Genomic DNA, 18903 nt, shown 5'->3' with positions numbered 1-18903 from the left:
CGGCAACTAACGCAAGTACCAACGACGGCGGGTGGACCACATGTGGTCCACCCGCCGTCGTACTTTCTGCAGTTGCCATGGGCTAGACGCGGGCGGACCGCCGGCGCATCGAGGTGAGCGCCAGCCCTGCAACACAAAGCACGACGCCTGCAAAGCCGATGGCAGCGAAGCCGGCAGATGGCCCAACATTGTCGATGAAGACCCCGGCCAAGGGCGCTCCGAGCGCAACACCGGCTGTCAGCGCCGAGCCGTACCAACCCATTGCCTCGCCGCGGCGTTCCTCATCCACCAGGTCCGCCACCTTCTCCGACGATGCGGACAGGACAGGAGCGCACAGCAAACCGGGCAGCAGCGAGAGGAAAGCCAGCGTCCAGGTGTCCTGGGCAAAGCCCATGGGGATGGTCAGGGCAGCCATACCCAGGAGCAGGAGCATGGGCGAAATCGAACGCTTCATGGAACCGTAGATGAGTCCGCCCACCACGGATGCTGCGCACCAGAAGAAGAACACAATGCCAATCTCGTTCTGGTGCCCGCCACGCTCCAGCAAGCCCACGATGCTGACGTCGGAACCGCTGAGCACCATGCCGGATCCCGCGGCCACCGCAAAGAGTGCCGCAACTGAAACCGTGAACCACGTGAAGTTACTGGCCACCCGGCTACGGATGCCCGCACCGCGCGTTGTCGCCGAGGCCATCTCCGAGGCTGCTTCCTGGACATGCGCTGGCGCAGAGGCCACCATGGCCGCTTCTGCCGCAGCAAGGTCCGCCGCCGCCCGGTCCGCAGACTCCTGGGGAGTGCACACTGCTTCACTGCGCGTTGGCGGGTTGAACCACATCAGGAACAGCCCGGCCGCTGACACGGAAATGCCCACGGCGGTGAGACCAATCGCGGAGAAACCACTGGTGGCAACAATGGCACCAACGGCCGGGCCTATCATGAACACGAGTTCGGTGGCGATGGAATCCAGGGCGAAGGCCGAGCGCCGCTGCTCCCCGTCCACCATCACGCCCAGTGACTGACGGACCACACTGAAGATGGGCAGCGTAAACAGACCACCCACAAACACCAGGGGCAGCAGCCACTCGTACGATACGTGCGGAACAATCGACCAGATGACCGTCTCTGAGACAACGGAAGGGATGAGCGCCTTCCTGAGGCCCACCAGGTCCACCCGCCGGCCACGCCATGGCGCGCCCAGGGCAATGCCAATGGTCATCACGGCGGCCGCGGCACCAGCAGCCGCGTATCCCTGCCCCAGAGTCAACACAATGTGCAGGGTAAGAAGCACGCCCGCAGCGGAGTGCGGGATACGGGCAATCATGCCCACAACCAACAACCGCCGGACAGGACGGATGGACAGCATCTCTTTGTAGAGAGCGAAGTTCACTGCAAAATCCTCTTGTTCCCCCGGGGCAGCCCCGGGGAACGGGTGCTGCCGTTAGTGCCGCCCAGGCTCCTGTGCCGCGCGCTGCAATTTAACTTCCATGGAGTCAACGCCTTCGGCGAAGGAATCCATCCCTGCCCACGCATCGTTCAATTGGGCAACGAGCGTCTGCACAGCCACGGCATCAAGGCCATCTTCCAGGAAGAGGACAACCCGCAGCTCAGGTCCCGCACCGCCGCCGGCCACCGTTCGGCCGTCGGCCGTGAGGGACGCAACTCCGGCCCCGGGTTGCGTCTCGAGCCGTCGGACCGTCCGGAAGGACGAGACTGTTGAAGCGAGAGCAGCCTCCAGTTGATCATCCAGGTATGACGGCGTCCAGTCCCGCTGTTGGGCCAGTGCCCACATGGCCGGGCGTCGGACAACAAACGTGAAGTCGGAACCAGGATCCAGGACCAGCAACTGGGCACCCTCGGACACGGCGGAAAGTGCCGCCCGGGCCGCATAAACGGCCACAGGCCGTGCGTCCGGGTGCCACGCCTCAAGTGCTGCTGCAGACGTGAACACGGGCATGGCCTTCCGACCATCCGGAGCCTTAAGTGTGACCAATGCCATATCGGCCTGCTTGTCTGCATGCAGGCCGTCGACGCCTTCGGCTTCCTCGGCAAGCTGGGCAACAACCGGCACGAACACCCTCGTCGTCGCGAGGGATGCCACGACGTCTGATTCACTTCCCGTTCCAGCCAGCAACGAGGCAATTGCTGCGAGGTAGCCTTCGCCGGCAGAACCGTCGTCGTCCTCGAAGTTATGGATTTTGGCGTCGTCGCCTTCAAAGCTCCTGCCCGCCCACGGCTGGCCTGCAGAATCAGTCGCTCCGCCGGCACCCGCCAAAGCCGCCGCGATGTGACCCGGGAGTTCGCGTCGGCCGTGGCCATGTTCGCCGTGCTGGTGTCCTGCGTCGTGGGGCATCAGCGGCGGCCGGCTACGTCCAGGGCTTCGGGCAGCGTAAAGGCCCCGGCATACAACGCCTTGCCGACGATCGCACCTTCAACGCCCAGCGGTACGAGCTCGCGCAGCACCCGCAGGTCTTCAAGGCTGGAGATACCACCAGAAGCCACAACAGGCTTGCCGGTTTTCTCCACCATCTGGCGCAGCAGGTCCACGTTCGGACCCTGCAACGTACCGTCCTTGGTGACGTCGGTGACGACGTACCGCGCACAGCCAGCGTCCTCAAGACGGGCCAAAACCTCCCAGAGGTCACCACCCTCCTTGGTCCAGCCGCGTCCGGCAAGCGTTGTTCCGCGGACATCGAGTCCGACGGCGATCTTGTCACCGAAACGGTCGATCGCCCGACGGGTCCATTCAGGGTTCTCCAGCGCAGCCGTGCCAAGGTTCACGCGGGCAACGCCCAGCTCCAAGGCACGCTCCAGAGATTCGTCATCCCTCAGGCCACCGGACAGTTCCACCTTGACGTTGAGCTGGGACACCACCTCGCTGATGAGGGCGGCGTTGTTGCCACGTCCAAAAGCGGCGTCGAGGTCAACCATGTGCACCCACTCGGCGCCGGCATTCTGCCAGTTCAGGGCTGCTTCGAGGGGCGTTCCGTAGCTTGTTTCCGAGCCGGCTTCGCCCTGCAGGAGCCGGACTGCCTGGCCATCAACGATGTCGACGGCGGGCAGGAGTTCCAGAACGGACTGGGTAGAGGTGGTCATGTGTGTCCTTGAAGTTTCGAGGGTGACGGGGTCAGGTAGCGGATTCAGCTACCGGGTAGCGTCAGGAGGTAGGCAGCCAGCAGGGACATCCCGGCCAGCACGTAGAAAGAAATGGAGACCCAGCGGGGCTTCTTTTGCTGATGGAAGGAGATCCCGCCACCCACCAGCACGCCGGCGAGGCCCATGAGGACAACAGACCACATTTAGGCGGCACCGCTTCCGGTGGTTTCAGTTACCGGCTTTCGCAAGCCATCAACCCAGTTCCGCAAGAGCCGGGCTCCGGCGTCACCCGATTTCTCTGGGTGGAATTGGGTAGCGCATAGAGGCCCGTTCTCCACGGCCGCAATGAAGCGCGCGCCATGCTCGGACCATGTGACCATCGGCGGAGCCATGCGGGGCTGCACGACGTCGAAGTTCCACTCCTGCACACCATAGGAGTGCACAAAGTAAAAGCGTTCCTGCTCGACGCCGGCAAAGAGCTTGGAGCCCTCCGGCACGTCCACCGTGTTCCACCCCATGTGCGGGACAACGGGGGCAGGAAGAAGCTCCACCTTTCCCGGCCATTCCGCCATGCCTTCGGACTCGGTGCCGTGCTCGACACCGGCTTCGAAGAGGACCTGAAGGCCAACGCATATAGCCAGGACTGGGCGCCCGCCGGCAACCCGTCGCCCGATCATTCGGATCGCATCAACTGCTTTGAGTTCCTTCATGACCGTCTCAAAGGCACCAACGCCGGGAACTACCAAGCCATCAGCGTTAAGCACATCTTCCGGCTTGGCGCTCAGCACCACGTGGGCACCGGCTCGTTCCAGTGCACGAACGGCGGAGCGGACGTTGCCGGAACCGTAGTCCAGGACTGTAACGGTGGGCTTGCCCTCAGGGGACTCAGGCTTCACCGATGCGATGGCGTCAGCCACAGCACCGTCTTTCAGCACCTGGCCACTCATAGTGCTCCCTTGGTGGAGGGGATTCCCTCAACGCGCGGATCCGACTCAACAGCAGCACGGAGTGCCCGCGCGAACGCCTTGAACTGCGCCTCCACGATGTGGTGCGGATCCCTGCCGGCCAGAACATTCATGTGCAGGCAGATTCCGGCATGGAGGGTGATGGCCTCGAACACGTGGCGGGTCAAAGAGCCGGTGAAGTGACCACCGATGAGGTGGTACTCCTGGCCTGCGGGCTCGCCGCCGTGCACCAGGTACGGGCGTCCGGAAACGTCCACCACCGCATGGGCAAGGGCCTCGTCCAAGGGAACCGTAGCTTCGCCGAAGCGACGAATTCCAGCTTTGTTGCCCAAGGCAGTGCGTAAGACCTCACCGAAAGTGATGGCCACATCCTCCACCGTGTGATGGGCATCGATGTGGGTGTCGCCGGTTGCCTTCACGGTCATGTCAATCAAAGAATGCTTGCTCAAGGCAGTCAGCATGTGGTCGTAAAACGGAACCGATGTGCTGATGTCCGAGACACCGGAGCCGTCCAGGTTGATCTCCACCAGAACGGAGGATTCGCTGGTGGTGCGCTCCATGCGCGCAGTGCGGGCAGCGGACGGCGTAGCGCCGGTTTCGCTCATTGGGACGTCCTTATACACGGAGGATGGGTTGGGTCTATTGATAAGTTTAGGCGGGCTGTGAAGCCTTGCCGTCCAAGAGAGCCTCCAGGGCTTTCAGGAAGGCGGTGGTTTCCCGCTCTGTTCCGGCAGTGACACGCAAGTGGCCGGGGATACCGACGTCGCGAATCAGCACGCCCGCATCCAACAGGCCCTGCCAAATACCATGGGGGTTTTCCAAGCCGCCGAAGAACACATAGTTCGAGTCCGAGGCAGACGGCTTGAGGCCCATGCGCAGGAGTTCGGTCACGATGCGATCGCGCTGGACCTTAATGTCTTCGACATCGGCCATCAGCGCTTCGCGGTGGCTCAGGGCTGCGAGGGCGGTTGCCTGCGTAACTGCAGACAAGTGGTACGGAAGGCGCACCAGCCTGATGGCGTCCGTGACCTCGGGGGCCGCCGCCATGTAACCCAGCCGCGCACCCGCAAGGGCGAACGCCTTACTCATGGTGCGGGACACGATCAGTCGCTCACGTCCGGGAAGCAAGGTCAAGGCGCTGGGCGTATTGTCGTGGGCGAACTCGTGGTACGCCTCATCCACGATGACGATTGCCTGGCTGGCTTCTCCGGCCTCATATACGGCTTCGACCACGTCCAGGCCCAAGCCGGTACCCGTGGGGTTGTTCGGCGAACACAGGAACACAATATTGGCTCCGGTTTCACGAACCTGCGCAGCAGCCGAAGCCGCGTCCAAGCCATAGTCATCAGCACGGACGCCGCGGACATACTCCGTGTCAGTTCCGCTTGCGAGCAGCGGATACATGGAATACGTAGGAGGGAAGCCCAGGGCTTTCCGTCCGGGTCCGCCAAATGCCTGGAGGATCTGCTGGAGGACTTCGTTGGACCCATTGGCTGCCCAGATGTTGGCCGGCGAGAGTCCGTGGCCAAGGTACTCAGCAAGTGCCTCGCGGAGTTCAGTAAACTCGCGATCCGGGTAGCGGTTCAGCCCGGTAGCAGCTGCGGCGACGGCCTCGGTGATGGCGGCTTGAACATCCGCCGGCACACCGTGAGTGTTTTCGTTGACATTGAGCAGAATGGGGACATCAAGCTGCGGTGCGCCATAGGGGCTCAGTCCACGCAGGTTGGTCCGGAGGGGTAGTCGGTCAAGTCGCTCAAGCTGGTCACTCACCACCACAGTTTAAGGGGCTGCCGCTACTGCCTACTAACTGTGACGCCACACCACCGCTTTCGACCCTCCCTGAAGACTGCTTGAAGGACTCAGTTGGCGGGGACGAACAGTTGCTGGCCGGGCTGGATACGGCCGCCGCGGAGATCGTTCAGCTGGATGATTTCCGCGATGACGTCGCGGGGGTCACGCTCCGGAGCTGCCGCCCCGGCAATCCCCCACAGCGACTGACCGGGCTGGACAGTGACGCTCAGGGCAACAGGCGGCTGCAACTGCGATTGCGAGTCCGACGCCTTGGCCGGCGAGGTGATGAATCCGGCCAGGCTCAGGAGCGCAGCCACCAGCAGCATTGCAGGGATGCCGAAGAAGACGATCCGTCCCCGCCGGGTGAGACGCAGGCGGGCGGGTGCCTGGGTGGTGCGGAAATCAGCGAACGTAGTGATTGCGGACATGAGCTGAGCCCTTCTGAGCTATTGCCTTGCGACGGATTGCCCGGCGCCTGGCTGCCAATTCTTTGTGCACTCCCGGACCCAAGACCTGGATGTTCGAACACTTTCTTCGAACATCCAGCTTCAGCGTCAGGTTTATAGAACACATATTCGAACCTTGCTATGACATTTTTAGCACTTATCAACGAACGGTGTCGAGACTCGCTAGAACAAATGTTTGATAAACGCCTGTGCCTGCCCTACGTTTGAGTGAAGAAACAGCACTGTTTCAGTGGAACAGGAGGGTCTGACATTTTTTGCAGACCTAACATCCCCGGGCACCTTCCGGGGCGAATGGAAAGGCATTGGCGAACATGGCAGCGAAAGCCACAGGCGGCGGGGCACCCCTGCGGAGCCAGCAGCCTCAAAAGAGTCCCAAGAGCCTGACTGTCCGGCAGAAAAAGATCCTGGAGACCATCCAGCGCTCCGTCAATGACAACGGGTATCCGCCCAGCATGCGCGAGATCGGCGACACCGTAGGCCTGGCAAGCTTGTCCAGCGTCACGCACCAGCTTTCCCAGCTGGAGAAGCTTGGTTACCTGCGCAGGGACCCCAAGCGTCCTCGCGCCATGGAAGTCCTGATGCCCTTGACCTTGGATGGCGGACCGATTCCTGGAGTCGAAGCGCCCACGACACTTCGCAGCGCCGGTGGTCTCGCCGTTACGGAGCTGGCCAGTGCAAGTGATACCGCCATGGTTCCCCTGGTAGGCCGTATCGCGGCCGGCGGTCCCATCCTGGCTGACCAGACAGTGGAAGACGTACTGCCCCTCCCCCGGCAACTCGTAGGGCACGGCGAACTGTTCATGCTGAAGGTGGCCGGAGACTCCATGATCGATGCCGCCATCTGCGACGGTGACTGGGTAGTGGTGCGCCGCCAGAATGACGCCATCAACGGCGACATCGTGGCCGCCTTGCTGGACGACGAAGCCACGGTGAAGACGTTCCGCCAGCGCGATGGGCACACCTGGCTGCTACCACAGAACACCCAGTACGAGCCCATCCTTGGCGATCAGGCCACCATCATGGGCAAGGTTGTCTCGGTCCTGAGGTCCCTCTAACGCAGAGGTCCTCTGTATCCGGGCCCCTCTGCATCGGAACTCACCTGCACCCAGAAAGCGCCCAGGGCCTCCTAAGAGGCTTTGGGAGAGCCCAGGCGCTCCAGGACGCCCCGCACCACTGTTCGGTCGGTGGTCGCCCAGAACGGCGGTAGGGCAGCCCTCAGGAACCCGCCATAACGTTCCGTCGACAACCTGGAATCGAGCACAGCCACGACTCCTTTATCGCCGGTTGAACGGATGAGGCGTCCGGCACCCTGGGCCAACCGGATGGCGGCATGCGTTGCTGACACGGCCATGAACCCATTGCCACCCGACTGTGCGACAGCCCGCGAACGGGCAGTCATCAGGGGATCGTCCGGACGCGGGAAGGGAATGCGGTCGATCACCACAAGGCGGCACGAACCACCCGGTACGTCAACGCCTTGCCACAGAGACATGGTTCCGAAGAGGCAAGTGTCCGGCTCATCTGCGAATTGTTTTACGAGGGCTGCCATGGTGGATTCGCCCTGACAGAGGATGTCCACGTCCAGGCGGAGCCGCATGGCGTCGGCGGCTTCTTCCGCAGCCCGCCGTGACGAGAAGAGACACAGTGCTCCCCCGCCGGAGGCACGGATGAGGTCTTCCAACTCGTCGAGTGCCTCAGGCGATGTACCGCGGCCAGGTTTGGGCAGATGCTTCGCAACATACAACACACCTTGCTTTGGGTAATCGAAGGGCGAGCCAACATCGATCCCAGTCCAGCTTGGTGCGCCGTCGCCAATCAGCCCCAACCCACCGGCGGCCGGCTCGAAGGCAGATCCAATAGCCAGCGTGGCGGAGGTCAGCACCACGGTGTGGCCCGCGAACAAGCCTTCACGCAAGCGTCCTGCAACACTGAGCGGGGCGATGTTAATCAGTGCCGGTGCAGTCTCGTCCGGTTGCGCATAACCCTGTTGGGGGTCAAAGGTGCTGTTCCTTGAGAACCACACCACTTCCCGGTTTTCCTTGGCAGCGAGCATGCGTTCGCACAGTTCAAGAATGAGCATGAGCCGTGAGCGTGCGAGCTGCCTGCCGCCGTCCACCGCGTTTGAGGAGTCGGTCTTCGAATCGGACAAGGCCGCACGCGTGGCGTCGCGCAGTTGGTCCAGGCAATCGAGCTGCTCATCATTGAGCCCACTGGGCAGCAACCCGTTGGATACCCCCGCTATGGCCATATCCAGGCGCTCCGCCGCAGCGTTGAGGGCATCAACTGTGATGGCGGTGTGCTTGCGGGCGCTCGAGGCCGCGGCATGGACCATTGCCACGGACAGCTGACCGGAGACGGCACCTGTGACGCGGTCCTGCAATTCGTGGGCCTCGTCCACCACCACGACGTCGTATTCAGGCAGGACGGCCAGGCCCTCAAAGGCGCTGACCGCGAGCATGGCATGGTTGGTGACCACGACGTCGGCCTCAGCTGCGCGGGACCGCGCCAGTTCACTGAAGCATTCTTCGGCAAGCGGACACTTCTGCGCACCGAGGCATTCCATGGATGTGACGGATACTTGCCGCCAGGCCCTGTCGGTGACGCCCGGCATGAGTTCGTCACGGTCCCCCGTGGACGTTTTCCCGGCCCACTCGCGCAGCCGGACCACTTCCTTGCCCAGCTGGGATTGCGGCCCGCCCATGGAGGCAGCGAAGTGCGGCACACTGGTGTCCTCGCCCAACGAGAACAGCTGCCCTTCGGAGGGTTCTTCGCTGGGGAAGCCGCCTTCGAGTTTCTGCAGGCACACGTAATTGGCCCTGCCCTTGACCAGCGCCACGTTGACCGGGCGTTCAAGGGCAGGATTGATGGTCTCCAGCAGCCGGGGAAGATCGCGGCCAACAATCTGGGTCTGGAGTGCCAAGGTGGCGGTGGACACGAGGGTGGGCTTATCGCTGTCCATGGAATGGGCGATCAACGGAATCAGGTAAGCCAACGACTTACCTGTTCCCGTTCCCGCTTGGACCAGCAGGTGCTCCCCGGTCTCGATGGCGCGCGTAACATGCTTGGCCATTTCGTGCTGACCGGCCCGGCTTTGACCGCCCATGCCGGCAACAGCCCGGTCCAACAGCTCGAGGGTGGCCTTCTCCCCCACCGATTCGACGGCGTCCGCCGCCACCTTCTCAACCATTACTGACGAATGACTCCAGTTCGGCTGCCAGGCCCTCGCGGACCATCACGACAACACGGGTTCCGCTTTCCTCATGTTCCAGGCTGAGGATCTCCGAGTCAGAGCTGTGCAGCTTGCTGATCATTTCACCGCGATCGTAAGGAATGAGCAGCTCCAAACGCACCCCCGGCCGGGGAATGGACTGGCTGATGTCTTCCAGCAATTCGGCGATGCCCTGTCCGGTGCGGGTGGAAACCACCGCGTGCCGGGGTTCCTTCTGCTTGAGGCGCTCCACCACAAACGGATCCGCAACATCAACCTTGTTCAAGACAATGATTTCCGGAACCTTCCGCGCATCCACTTCCGTGAAAACGGAGCGCACGGCAGCGATCTGGCCTTCCGGGTCCGGGTGCGAAGCGTCCACAACGTGGAGGATCAAGTCCGCATCCGCCACTTCTTCCAGCGTGGAGCGGAATGCCTCGATCAGCTGCGTGGGCAGTGACCTGACGAACCCCACAGTGTCGGCCAGCGTGTAGCCGATCCCGTCCGGGGTCTGCGCCTTACGGACCGTAGGATCCAAGGTAGCGAACAGGGCGTTCTCCACCAGGACACCTGCGTCAGTCAGACGGTTGAGCAATGACGACTTGCCGGCGTTGGTGTACCCGGCGATAGCTACTGAAGGAACAGCATTACGACGGCGGTTGGCCCGCTTGGTTTCGCGGGCCGGCTTCATGGCGGCGATTTCTCGACGCAACTTGGCCATGCGCGTGCGGATTCGCCGGCGATCGAGTTCAATCTTGGTTTCACCGGGACCACGCGAGCCCATACCGGCACCGGCACCGCCCACCTGGCCACCGGCTTGACGGGACATGGAGTCGCCCCAACCACGGAGGCGCGGGAGCAGGTACTCAAGCTGGGCAAGCTCAACTTGAGCCTTGCCTTCGCGGCTCTTGGCGTGCTGGGCGAAGATGTCAAGAATCAGCGTGGTTCGGTCAACAACCTTGACCTTCACGATGTCTTCAAGCCCGCGTCGCTGCGACGGTGCAAGTTCGGTGTCCACCACAACGGTATCTGCGCCGGTGGCGGCCACGATGTCCTTGAGCTCCTGGGCTTTGCCCGACCCAAGGAATGTGCCGGGGTCCGGCTTCATGCGCCGTTGAACCAGGCCATCGAGAACCTCTGAACCTGCGGTCTCCGCCAGCGCTGCGAGCTCGCGGAGCGAATTCTCAGCATCGGCCAGTGTGCCCTCGGTCCACAGGCCGGCCAGAACGACGCGTTCAAGGCGCAGCTGCCGGTACTCGACCTCGGTGACATCCTCGAGTTCAGTGGACAGTCCGGCTGTACGGCGCAGCGCACGACGTTCGGCCAGATCTTCCTGGTCGCCATCGTAAATGCTGTGTTCCTGGTCGAGCGTGGAAATCGCCTGCGCTTTGCCGAACACACCACCGGCATCGTCGTCATCGGATGTTTGCGCAGGTACATCCTTGGAAAGAATCCGGTCGATGACGGCCTGGATTTGTTCAGGACTCATGTCCTGGGCGTCGGAATCGGATCCGGAGTGCTTCTGGGTGGTCATGGTCTCCTTAGACTGTTCGGCAATTCCAGAATAGTGCTGTTTGCTGTTCGATGGGGCGCTCTTCGCGCTGGGCTGACGGGCTTGGGCCAAAAGGGGCCTCCTGAGTGCTGGACGGCCACACCTGAGAAGGCGTTAGGCCGATGCGATCGAGCGGGATTGGTTCCGCAGGGAGGTCCTGGCTCCTCTGGGGAGCACCGTCCACCAAAGCCACGGACCGATCGAAGGGGTCCGCAGTACTTCTTGGGTGGTGATCTTCAGAGAGTCCGCCTCCAGCGTTTGGGAGTCGGCGGACTGAGCCGGATGTGGACCTGCCGGGCGGAAAGGCTGCGGGCTGGGCTGAAGAGCCAAGCGAGCCTGCGTCGCGGGCGGTGCCGGGAATCGGCTGATTACTCGAAGATCAAGAACATGCGTTCAACAATAGCAGTCCCTGTCAACCTGGTTTCGCACCCCGGCAGTTTCCCAAGGCGCCAATAGCCAACTAATCTGGCAAATTATGGAGTCTGCACACTATTTCACTGCCCAGCCCGCTGGACCGTTCACCCGCAAGCCCCTCACGGTGGAACTCGCCGGGGAGACACGCCACCTGCAGACTTCTTCCGGCATCTTCAGCCCCGACGCTGTAGACAAAGGGACGGCGATTCTCTTCGCCGAAGTTCCGCCGCCTTCCCCCAAGGGAAACCTGCTGGACATCGGCTGCGGTTGGGGGCCGATAGCCCTTACTTTGGGTCTCATGGCGCCCCACGCCCACGTGCACGCTGTGGATGTCAATGAGCGCTGCGTGACCCTGACCAACGAGAACGCGTCCGCGTTGGGCTTGGCCAACGTGACCGCCAGCCTCCCCGACGAGGTGGATCCCGCCGTCGAGTTCGACACCATCTGGTCCAATCCGCCCATCCGGATCGGCAAGGACGAACTTCACTCGCTGTTGCTGAAGTGGCTGCCCCGCTTGGCGCCGGGCGGGAGCGCCTGGCTGGTTGTTCAGAAGAACCTTGGCTCGGACTCGCTCCAGCGGTGGCTGTCCACCGAACTGGACGAAACCTTCACAGTGTCCCGCGAAAGCACATCCAAGTCCTTCCGGATCATTCGGGTCAGGAAAGCGTCCCGGTAGCAACGATCACGGCGGGGCCGCTGAGCTCCACGTGTTCGCGGCCGCCAGCACCGGGGAAGAACTTAACGCCCACGACGCCGCCGGGCACGTTGACGTGCCAGTCGTTCGGGGCGGTGTTGCCGGCCCAGTGACGAATGGCCACGGCAGCGGCGCAGGCCCCTGTGCCACATGACTGGGTTTCCCCCACGCCACGCTCGTGGACGCGCATGGTGATGGTTCCCACGCCGTCCTCAACCAAAGGTTCGGCAGGAACGACGAATTCGACGTTGGTTCCATTGGCAGGCTTGGGATCGACGACGGGAGCTTTGAACAGCTGGGTAGCGGCAAGCTCACCGAGTTCAGCCAGGGCAACTACCGTGTGGGGGTTTCCCATGCTGACGGAAAGCCCTGGCCGTGCCACTTCCAGGCCATCCGCGCTGACCAGGGCATCCATGGCCTTGCTGGTGGCCTCTTTGGGGAAGATGAACTCCCACGGACCCATATCCACGGCATAGCCGTTGGCAGTGCGGACAATCTTCTTGATGCCGCCTCGAGTGCCAATGGTCAGGGTCTCCCCCGGCCCCAGTGCCACCAAATTCTCGGCAATGAGGAAATGCACGAAGACGCGAACTCCGTTGCCGCACATCTCCGACAGTGAGCCGTCACCGTTGCGGTAGTCCATAAACCATTCGGCAGCAGCATCCAGCTCAAGCAAGGCCCGGCCCTCGGGGAGGAATCGTGACGGGACGGCCCGGATAAGTCCGTCGCCCCCAATTCCCACATGCCGGTCACACAGCTGGGCGACCTGGTCCGGGGAGATTTCATGGGCATCGCCCGGGTCTGCAATCAGGACGAAGTCGTTTCCCGTTCCGTGGCCCTTGGAAAACGCAAGCCCGGCAAGGCTGGAAGCGGTTACGGAAGCACCGGCAGCTACTGGCTGCAGGGCGGGAAGGGCGGCGGTTTCATCCATGGTTCTAGGCTACCTTCCACGCCTCATTGGCCAGAAATTACGCCGGTTGACTCACGGTCGCGGCAGCAACTGCTGTGGCCACCAGTTCAGGATCCTGCCAATCCAGCCAGGTGATGCGTGGATCTGCCCTGAACCACGTCAGCTGGCGCCTCGCAAACTGCCTTGTGGCCACAATAGTTTCATCTGCGGCAGCAGCGACGTCGGCCTCGTCGTCGAGCACTTTCAGGAACTGGGCGTAGCCCAAAGCGCGGGAAGCTGTCTTACCCGACCGCAAACCCTCAGCATCGAGCCGCTCAACCTCTGCCAGGAGGCCGGCTTCAACCATCCTGTGCACCCGCAGAGCAAGTCGTTCCCTCAGCACCTCCCGATCCACCGAGAGACCGATCTGCACGGCCGGCTGGAAATACTCACGTTGGGGCATGAAAGAGCTGAAGGGACGGCCCGTGAGCTGGAAAACCTCAAGGGCGCGGATCACGCGGCGGGCATCGCCGAGACGGGCAGCCGAAGCAGGGTCGACTTCTTCAAGACGGGCGCGCAGCGGAGCCAATCCCCGGTCGTCGAACTCTTCTTCGAGGGCCTTTCGAATAATCGGATCGGTCCCGGGGAACTCAAGGACATCCAGTGCTGCACGGACATACAGCCCGGAGCCTCCCACCAGGATGGCGCGCTTTCCCCGCGCGTGGATGTCTTCGATAGCGGCGCGGCATTCCTGTTGGAAGTCGGCAACGCTGGCTTCCTGCGTCACGTCCATGGTGTCCAGGAGATGGTGCGGAACGCCTTTGCGCTCTTCCATGGTGATCTTGGCTGTGCCAATATCCATGCCCCGATAGAACTGCAAGGCATCCGCGTTGATAACCTCACCGTCCAGCGCCAACGCCAGGTTGACACCCAGATCCGACTTCCCGGAGCCGGTGGGACCTATGACCGCTATGACCGGCCGCGGGGTTTCCAGAAGGAGATTCGACATATGGTCCAGGCGCCTGCAGCTAGTCGCGACGAACCGGCAATGACGGCATGCCCAAGGACACCCCCGCCTTTCCGGCCGCTGATCCCGGCGAGGGGACACCGCACGAGTCAGCCTGCGATCGGTCCCAAGCATCTCCGGCGCGGGAACGGCGCAAGTGGTAATCCTGCACGCCGGCGGGGTCGGCAACAAGGTGGAAGGCAGCAGCTTCAGTGATGGTCACAGTGACGAAATCACCGGGACGGGGCGTCTCGCCACCGGCGGGCACGGAGAAGTGGACAAGCCTCTGATCCGTCGACCGACCGGACAACCGGTGGGTTTCGCCGGCCTTGCGACCGGACTGGGCTGTGACCAGGATTTCAACTTCGCGGCCGAGCTGGTTTGCGTTCTCCTCCGCCGCAATGCGGTCCTGAAGTGCCGTCAGCCTCTCGAAACGCTCCTGGACCACTGCCTTGGGGAGCTGCTCCGGCAGCTCCGCGGCCGGGGTACCCGGGCGTTTGGAGTATTGGAAGGTAAATGCGGAGGCAAACCGGGACTGCTCCACAACATCCAATGTTGCCTGGAAGTCTTCCTCGGTCTCTCCAGGGAACCCGACGATGATGTCCGTGGTGATGGCTGCATTCGGAATCCGTTCGCGGACCTTGTCCAAAATGCCAAGGAACTTGCTGGAACGGTAGGAGCGACGCATGTCCTTGAGGACTTTGTCCGAACCGGATTGAAGCGGCATGTGCAGCTGAGGCATCACGTTGGGCGTCTCAGCCATGGCGTCGATCACGTCATCGGTGAACGCCGCGGGGTGAGGGCTGGTGAAGCGGACGCGTTCCAGGCCTTGGATCTCCCCGCAGGCCCGCAACAGTTTTGAGAAAGCCTGACGATCGCCGAATTCCACACCGTAGGAGTTCACGTTCTGCCCGAGCAGCGTCACCTCAACCGCTCCGTCATCCACGAGTGCCTGGATTTCCGCAAGGATTTCGCCGGGACGGCGGTCCTTTTCCTTACCGCGAAGCGAGGGCACAATGCAGAACGTGCAAGTGTTGTTGCAGCCCACAGAGATGGAGACCCAACCCGAATAGACCGAATCCCGCTTGGTGGGAAGCGTCGAGGGAAAGACATCAAGGGACTCGAGGATCTCGAGCTGCGCCTCATTGTTGTGCCGGGCCCGGCTCAACAGGGCCGGCAATGCTCCAACGTTGTGCGTGCCGAAGACGGCGTCAACCCACGGCGCCTTCTTCACGATGGTTTCGCGGTCCTTCTGGGCCAGGCACCCGCCAACAGCGATCTGCATGCCGGGGTTGGCCTCTTTGACCTGCCTCAACTGGCCAAGGTTCCCGTAGAGCTTGTTGTCGGCGTTCTCCCGCACAGCGCAGGTGTTGAAAACAACCACATCCGCGATCCCGCCGTCAGCAGGGACATAGCCGGCGTCCTCGAGGAGTCCCGCCATCCGTTCTGAATCATGGACGTTCATCTGGCAGCCAAAAGTCCGAACCTGATAGGTCCTGGGCTCAGGTGACGGCGTGGTGGCAGCTGCTGGGGAAGGAATGGTCAAACTCACTACTCAAGGGTACCGGCTTCCGCCAGCACCTCGCCGACGATCCTGAAAGCCATGGAGGGAGGATAGCCCTTGCGAGCCAACATGGATGCGAGCCGGCGCGTGTACTTGTCCCGTTCCGTGCGATCAGCCAAATCGACACCAGGACGAAGCTTTCGGCGAACCAGCTCACGCGCTGCCAGTTCTTCATCCTGGTCGCTTAATTGGGACAGCGCTTCCTCAGCGAATTCGAGTTCGATGCCTTTGTCCGCAAGTTCGCGACGAAGGGCCCCTTTGGCCAACTTCTTGCTCTGGGAGCGGCTGCGGACCCACATCCGGGCAAACTCGGCATCGTCTATCAACTGGACCTCTTCGAACCGGTCCAGAACCGCTTCCGCTACGTCCTCGGGAACATTTCGCTCCGTGAGTTTACGGGACAACTGGAGCCGGCTCCGTGGCGCCATCGTCAGCTGCCTCAGGACGATGGCACGCGCCACGGATTCGGGATCAGGCTCAGGATCAGCCGCTACGGATGAGTCCGGATCCGGCCCTCGCCTAGCCGTCAACGGCCTTCAGCTTTGGGGAATCTTCTTCAGGCTTGACGCCCACACCGAGCTTCTCCTTAATGAGTCGCTCCAACTCCTGGGCGAGCTCCGGGTTGTCCCGCAGGAACCGGCGGGAGTTCTCCATACCCTGGCCCAGCTGATCGCCGTCGTAGGTGAACCACGAGCCGGACTTCTTGATGATGCCGTGCTCGACACCCATGTCGATGATGCCGCCCTCACGGGAGATGCCCTGGCCATAGATGATGTCGAACTCGGCGATCTTGAACGGCGGAGCCATCTTGTTCTTGACGATCTTCGCCTTGGTACGGTTACCGACGGAATCCGCACCTTCCTTCAGGGTCTGGATGCGACGAACATCGATGCGCACGGAGGCGTAGAACTTCAGGGCCTTACCACCGGTAGTGGTTTCCGGAGATCCGAAGAAGACGCCGATCTTTTCACGCAACTGGTTGATGAAGATGGCAGTTGTCTTGGTCTGGCTCAAACGGCCAGTGATCTTACGCAGCGCCTGGCTCATGAGGCGGGCCTGGAGGCCAACGTGGGAGTCGCCCATTTCGCCTTCGATTTCAGCGCGCGGAACGAGGGCTGCCACGGAGTCAATGACAACGATGTCCAGTGAGCCCGAACCCACCAGCATGTCCATGATTTCCAGCGCCTGTTCACCGGTATCCGGCTGGGAGACCAAAAGCGCGTCCGTATCCACACCAAGCTTTGCAGCATAGTCCGGGTCCAGGGCATGTTCGGCGTCAATGAAGGCTGCAATGCCTCCGGCACGCTGCGCATTGGCTACAGCATGCAGCGCAACGGTGGTCTTACCGGATGATTCCGGACCGTAGATTTCCACGACGCGGCCACGGGGCAGGCCACCAATGCCGAGGGCGACGTCCAAAGCAATGGAGCCGGTGGGAATGACCTCGATCGGGGCGCGGGTGTCATCACCCAGGCGCATGATGGAGCCTTTGCCGAACTGCTTGTCGATCTGGGCAAGCGCTGCTTCGAGCGCCTTCTCACGATCCGGGGTTGCCGCCATGGTTCACACCTCTGATGCTTTCTCGCTGTGGAGTGGCCCGAAGGGCCGCTTTCCTGTCATGTCAGACGCTATTACGCCGCCCTGACATTTTTGTAAGCCGACTCCGGCTATGTGGACAACCGGGGGTCGGGATGCTCGGAATTGCGTCCTTCGAGATCAATTTTCCTCTCACAGGAGCATATCCCCATCCGAACAGATATTCGAACAATGGTCCGGCGTGTCACTCCGGGGGCGGCAGTTGCGGGTTCAGTTTGCAGCTGGCTTGATGTCCCGGCCCAGCCTGCGTTCCGGAGGAACGTCCTGGACTTCGCAGACGGCCAACCAGACGTCACGGGGGTGGTAGCCGGCGGCCAAAGCCTCCACGGCGGTCCGCCCACCAACTCCTGCAAGTACCAAGGAGTTGGCCAGGACCCGGGAATAGCCTGCCCCGAACTCGTCGTCCATCAATCGCCAAAAGTCACTTGCCCTCACGGATAGAGTCTCTCACGGAGCCGGACTCTAGAATGGTTGCCATGAGCAATCCTCTCCAGAGCACGGCCGGCGAGCCTGTGCCAGGCGACGCCGTGGACGACGCCCTCCAGCAGGTGGAACACCAGCTGAGCCTGCTCTGGCGCCGCGCCAGGTCCATCTCCCATCAGCTCTCCCGCCAGGTCCACCCCGACATGGAACCAGCAGCCTATGGGCTGCTCACCGTCATTCGCAGGGAAGGGCCCATCCGGCTCACGGATCTTGCTACTTGCATAGGCGTAGGCAAGCCGTCTGTGAGCCGCCAGATCGCTTTTCTGGAAAGCGTCGGCCTTGTGTACAAGGAAGCCGACCCCCAGGACGGCAGGGCCCAGTCCATCCGGCTGACGGAAAAGGGCGAGGAAAAGATGCACCAGGTCCAGGACGCACGCAGGCAGGTGTTCCGTGAACGACTCGGCGAATGGCCGTTGGAGGACGTTCAGACGCTGGCTGACTACATGGGCCGGCTGAATGCCATCTACGGCGACGGCGTTCTCAACGTGAAGGAACCTGAGCTCGACGTTCAGGACAAGCCAGCGGCCGTTTAGGCCCACGCGTCCGAACCCACACGTAAAAAGAAGGTCCCCAGCTTGAAGCCGGGGACCTTCTTCTTGGTCTCTGGTGGAGCGGTTAGCGGGCTCCGGAGAGCATTCCCTGCGGGAAGTCGTCCGTGAGGTCCAGATCGCGACCGTAGCGCTGGGAGAATTCCTGCGGAACGGTGTCCGGTACGGCTACGCCCTCGGCAACGGCCACGCGGTCGCTGACTTCGCGGAGCATGTGGGACAACGGAACATCCAGTGCTGTGCAGATAGAGGAAAGGAGCTCGGAAGAAGCCTCCTTCTGGCCGCGTTCAACTTCACTCAAGTAACCAAGTGAGACGCGGGCGCTGTGCGAAACCTCGCGGAGGGTGCGGCCCTGACGCTGGCGGACATCGCGCAGTACATCACCGATCTCGTGGCGTAGTACAACCATTTTGCGCTCCTTCTGTTCGCTCTGTGTCTGATCAGCCAAGCCCACATCCTTCCAGCGGACAACGCCGTTTACGGATACGGGCTGCTTTACCATCTGTATCGCCTTGCTCCCTCGTTCATCCGGTTCGCTGGCTGGCGGACCGGGTTGGTTTCTACATCCTAGGCGCCCCGGCTCTTCCGAAGCGACACAATGACACAACTATTGGCAATCAGTTTTTGTTCCCG

20 protein-coding genes are annotated in these 18903 nt (G+C 62.2%); 3 read left to right on the top strand and 17 right to left on the bottom strand.

Annotated features, from left to right (window positions below):
• Positions 1-82 precede the first annotated feature (82 nt).
• The 8 genes from BMY91_RS13105 to BMY91_RS13075 all read right to left on the bottom strand — a co-directional run bounded on the left by BMY91_RS13105 (position 83) and on the right by BMY91_RS13075 (position 6277).
• The gene (locus tag BMY91_RS13105) at positions 83-1387 is read right to left on the bottom strand and encodes an MFS transporter (RefSeq protein ID WP_090822512.1); all 1305 of its coding nucleotides are present in this window, start codon (positions 1385-1387) and stop codon (positions 83-85) included.
• 51 nt (positions 1388-1438) lie between these two features.
• On the bottom strand, positions 1439-2350 hold the full coding sequence (locus BMY91_RS13100; protein WP_090822510.1) for an SseB family protein: 912 nt from the start codon (positions 2348-2350) through the stop codon (positions 1439-1441).
• Positions 2350-3093, bottom strand: coding sequence for a bifunctional 1-(5-phosphoribosyl)-5-((5-phosphoribosylamino)methylideneamino)imidazole-4-carboxamide isomerase/phosphoribosylanthranilate isomerase PriA (priA, locus tag BMY91_RS13095; RefSeq protein ID WP_090822508.1), 744 nt, complete (start codon positions 3091-3093; stop codon positions 2350-2352). Before priA ends, BMY91_RS13100 begins: the two co-directional genes overlap by 1 nt.
• A 44-nt stretch (positions 3094-3137) precedes the next feature.
• Positions 3138-3296 carry a hypothetical protein gene (locus BMY91_RS23135; protein ID WP_175538783.1) on the bottom strand — a complete coding sequence of 53 codons (159 nt, stop codon included), beginning with the start codon at positions 3294-3296 and terminating at the stop codon, positions 3138-3140.
• Positions 3297-4040: an imidazole glycerol phosphate synthase subunit HisH gene (hisH, locus tag BMY91_RS13090; protein ID WP_090822507.1), complete on the bottom strand. Its 744-nt coding sequence runs from the start codon at positions 4038-4040 to the stop codon at positions 3297-3299. It abuts the gene before it with no gap.
• Complete coding sequence (hisB, locus tag BMY91_RS13085) at positions 4037-4663, bottom strand: imidazoleglycerol-phosphate dehydratase HisB (RefSeq protein WP_090822505.1); 627 nt, start codon at positions 4661-4663, stop codon at positions 4037-4039. Before hisB ends, hisH begins: the two co-directional genes overlap by 4 nt.
• Positions 4664-4709: 46 nt before the next feature.
• Complete coding sequence (locus tag BMY91_RS13080; RefSeq protein ID WP_090822661.1) at positions 4710-5828, bottom strand: histidinol-phosphate transaminase; 1119 nt, start codon at positions 5826-5828, stop codon at positions 4710-4712.
• Positions 5829-5917: 89 nt separating this feature from the next.
• Positions 5918-6277: a LysM peptidoglycan-binding domain-containing protein gene (locus BMY91_RS13075; RefSeq protein ID WP_090822503.1), complete on the bottom strand. Its 360-nt coding sequence runs from the start codon at positions 6275-6277 to the stop codon at positions 5918-5920.
• Between the two features lie 350 nt (positions 6278-6627).
• Between BMY91_RS13075 and lexA the strand changes: the two genes are divergently transcribed.
• Positions 6628-7371: a transcriptional repressor LexA gene (lexA, locus tag BMY91_RS13070; protein WP_090822501.1), complete on the top strand. Its 744-nt coding sequence runs from the start codon at positions 6628-6630 to the stop codon at positions 7369-7371.
• Between the two features lie 71 nt (positions 7372-7442).
• On the opposite strand, the gene BMY91_RS13065 is transcribed toward lexA, so the two are convergent.
• The gene (locus BMY91_RS13065; protein ID WP_090822499.1) at positions 7443-9503 is read right to left on the bottom strand and encodes an ATP-dependent DNA helicase; all 2061 of its coding nucleotides are present in this window, start codon (positions 9501-9503) and stop codon (positions 7443-7445) included.
• Positions 9496-11058, bottom strand: coding sequence for a GTPase HflX (gene hflX, locus BMY91_RS13060; RefSeq protein ID WP_090822498.1), 1563 nt, complete (start codon positions 11056-11058; stop codon positions 9496-9498). The genes BMY91_RS13065 and hflX overlap by 8 nt, the downstream gene beginning before the upstream one ends.
• A 493-nt stretch (positions 11059-11551) precedes the next feature.
• On the opposite strand from hflX, the gene BMY91_RS13055 reads away from it, so the two are divergent.
• A complete protein-coding gene (locus BMY91_RS13055; protein WP_090822496.1) occupies positions 11552-12166 on the top strand; it encodes a class I SAM-dependent methyltransferase in 615 nt (204 codons plus the stop codon).
• Here BMY91_RS13055 and dapF read toward each other — a convergent pair.
• The 6 genes from dapF to BMY91_RS13025 all read right to left on the bottom strand — a co-directional run bounded on the left by dapF (position 12147) and on the right by BMY91_RS13025 (position 17647).
• The gene (gene dapF, locus BMY91_RS13050) at positions 12147-13115 is read right to left on the bottom strand and encodes a diaminopimelate epimerase (protein ID WP_090822495.1); all 969 of its coding nucleotides are present in this window, start codon (positions 13113-13115) and stop codon (positions 12147-12149) included. The two genes, BMY91_RS13055 and dapF, sit on opposite strands and share 20 nt — an antisense overlap.
• Positions 13116-13152: 37 nt before the next feature.
• Positions 13153-14082, bottom strand: coding sequence for a tRNA (adenosine(37)-N6)-dimethylallyltransferase MiaA (miaA, locus tag BMY91_RS13045; protein WP_090822493.1), 930 nt, complete (start codon positions 14080-14082; stop codon positions 13153-13155).
• A 19-nt stretch (positions 14083-14101) separates the two neighbouring features.
• Positions 14102-15631 (bottom strand): tRNA (N6-isopentenyl adenosine(37)-C2)-methylthiotransferase MiaB, encoded by a 1530-nt coding sequence (gene miaB / locus BMY91_RS13040; protein ID WP_090822492.1) that lies wholly within the window; start codon positions 15629-15631, stop codon positions 14102-14104.
• Positions 15631-16173, bottom strand: a complete 543-nt coding sequence (locus BMY91_RS13035) for a regulatory protein RecX (protein WP_090822490.1) — start codon at positions 16171-16173, stop codon at positions 15631-15633. Before BMY91_RS13035 ends, miaB begins: the two co-directional genes overlap by 1 nt.
• The gene (gene recA, locus BMY91_RS13030) at positions 16163-17203 is read right to left on the bottom strand and encodes a recombinase RecA (protein WP_090822488.1); all 1041 of its coding nucleotides are present in this window, start codon (positions 17201-17203) and stop codon (positions 16163-16165) included. The genes BMY91_RS13035 and recA overlap by 11 nt, the downstream gene beginning before the upstream one ends.
• 246 nt (positions 17204-17449) lie before the next feature.
• Positions 17450-17647 carry a DUF3046 domain-containing protein gene (locus tag BMY91_RS13025; protein ID WP_254779998.1) on the bottom strand — a complete coding sequence of 66 codons (198 nt, stop codon included), beginning with the start codon at positions 17645-17647 and terminating at the stop codon, positions 17450-17452.
• Between the two features lie 68 nt (positions 17648-17715).
• Between BMY91_RS13025 and BMY91_RS13020 the strand changes: the two genes are divergently transcribed.
• Positions 17716-18255, top strand: coding sequence for a MarR family winged helix-turn-helix transcriptional regulator (locus BMY91_RS13020; protein ID WP_175538784.1), 540 nt, complete (start codon positions 17716-17718; stop codon positions 18253-18255).
• 82 nt (positions 18256-18337) lie between these two features.
• Here the strand turns inward: BMY91_RS13020 and BMY91_RS13015 are convergent, their stop codons facing one another.
• Entirely contained in the window at positions 18338-18772 is a 435-nt protein-coding gene (locus BMY91_RS13015; protein WP_024820363.1) for a helix-turn-helix domain-containing protein, read from the bottom strand.
• Positions 18773-18903: the final 131 nt, after the last annotated feature.

Source organism: Arthrobacter sp. yr096 (assembly GCF_900108925.1).
GTDB lineage: Bacteria > Actinomycetota > Actinomycetes > Actinomycetales > Micrococcaceae > Arthrobacter.
Note: the sequence above shows the minus strand (reverse complement) of the source record. Positions and strands in the feature narration are given on the sequence as shown.

Coding starts and splice junctions, on each gene's coding strand:
- priA (WP_090822508.1), bottom strand. CDS start 3,093: ATGACCACCTCTACCCAGTCCGTTCTGGAACTCCTGCCCGCCGTCGAC.
- BMY91_RS13065 (WP_090822499.1), bottom strand. CDS start 9,503: ATGGTTGAGAAGGTGGCGGCGGACGCCGTCGAATCGGTGGGGGAGAAG.
- BMY91_RS23135 (WP_175538783.1), bottom strand. CDS start 3,296: ATGTGGTCTGTTGTCCTCATGGGCCTCGCCGGCGTGCTGGTGGGTGGC.
- lexA (WP_090822501.1), top strand. CDS start 6,628: ATGGCAGCGAAAGCCACAGGCGGCGGGGCACCCCTGCGGAGCCAGCAG.
- BMY91_RS13100 (WP_090822510.1), bottom strand. CDS start 2,350: ATGCCCCACGACGCAGGACACCAGCACGGCGAACATGGCCACGGCCGA.
- BMY91_RS13015 (WP_024820363.1), bottom strand. CDS start 18,772: ATGGTAAAGCAGCCCGTATCCGTAAACGGCGTTGTCCGCTGGAAGGAT.
- BMY91_RS13025 (WP_254779998.1), bottom strand. CDS start 17,647: ATGGACGACGAGTTCGGGGCAGGCTATTCCCGGGTCCTGGCCAACTCC.
- hisH (WP_090822507.1), bottom strand. CDS start 4,040: ATGAGTGGCCAGGTGCTGAAAGACGGTGCTGTGGCTGACGCCATCGCA.
- BMY91_RS13055 (WP_090822496.1), top strand. CDS start 11,552: ATGGAGTCTGCACACTATTTCACTGCCCAGCCCGCTGGACCGTTCACC.
- BMY91_RS13075 (WP_090822503.1), bottom strand. CDS start 6,277: ATGTCCGCAATCACTACGTTCGCTGATTTCCGCACCACCCAGGCACCC.
- hflX (WP_090822498.1), bottom strand. CDS start 11,058: ATGACCACCCAGAAGCACTCCGGATCCGATTCCGACGCCCAGGACATG.
- BMY91_RS13020 (WP_175538784.1), top strand. CDS start 17,716: ATGAGCAATCCTCTCCAGAGCACGGCCGGCGAGCCTGTGCCAGGCGAC.
- recA (WP_090822488.1), bottom strand. CDS start 17,203: ATGGCGGCAACCCCGGATCGTGAGAAGGCGCTCGAAGCAGCGCTTGCC.
- hisB (WP_090822505.1), bottom strand. CDS start 4,663: ATGAGCGAAACCGGCGCTACGCCGTCCGCTGCCCGCACTGCGCGCATG.
- miaA (WP_090822493.1), bottom strand. CDS start 14,082: ATGTCGAATCTCCTTCTGGAAACCCCGCGGCCGGTCATAGCGGTCATA.
- dapF (WP_090822495.1), bottom strand. CDS start 13,115: ATGGATGAAACCGCCGCCCTTCCCGCCCTGCAGCCAGTAGCTGCCGGT.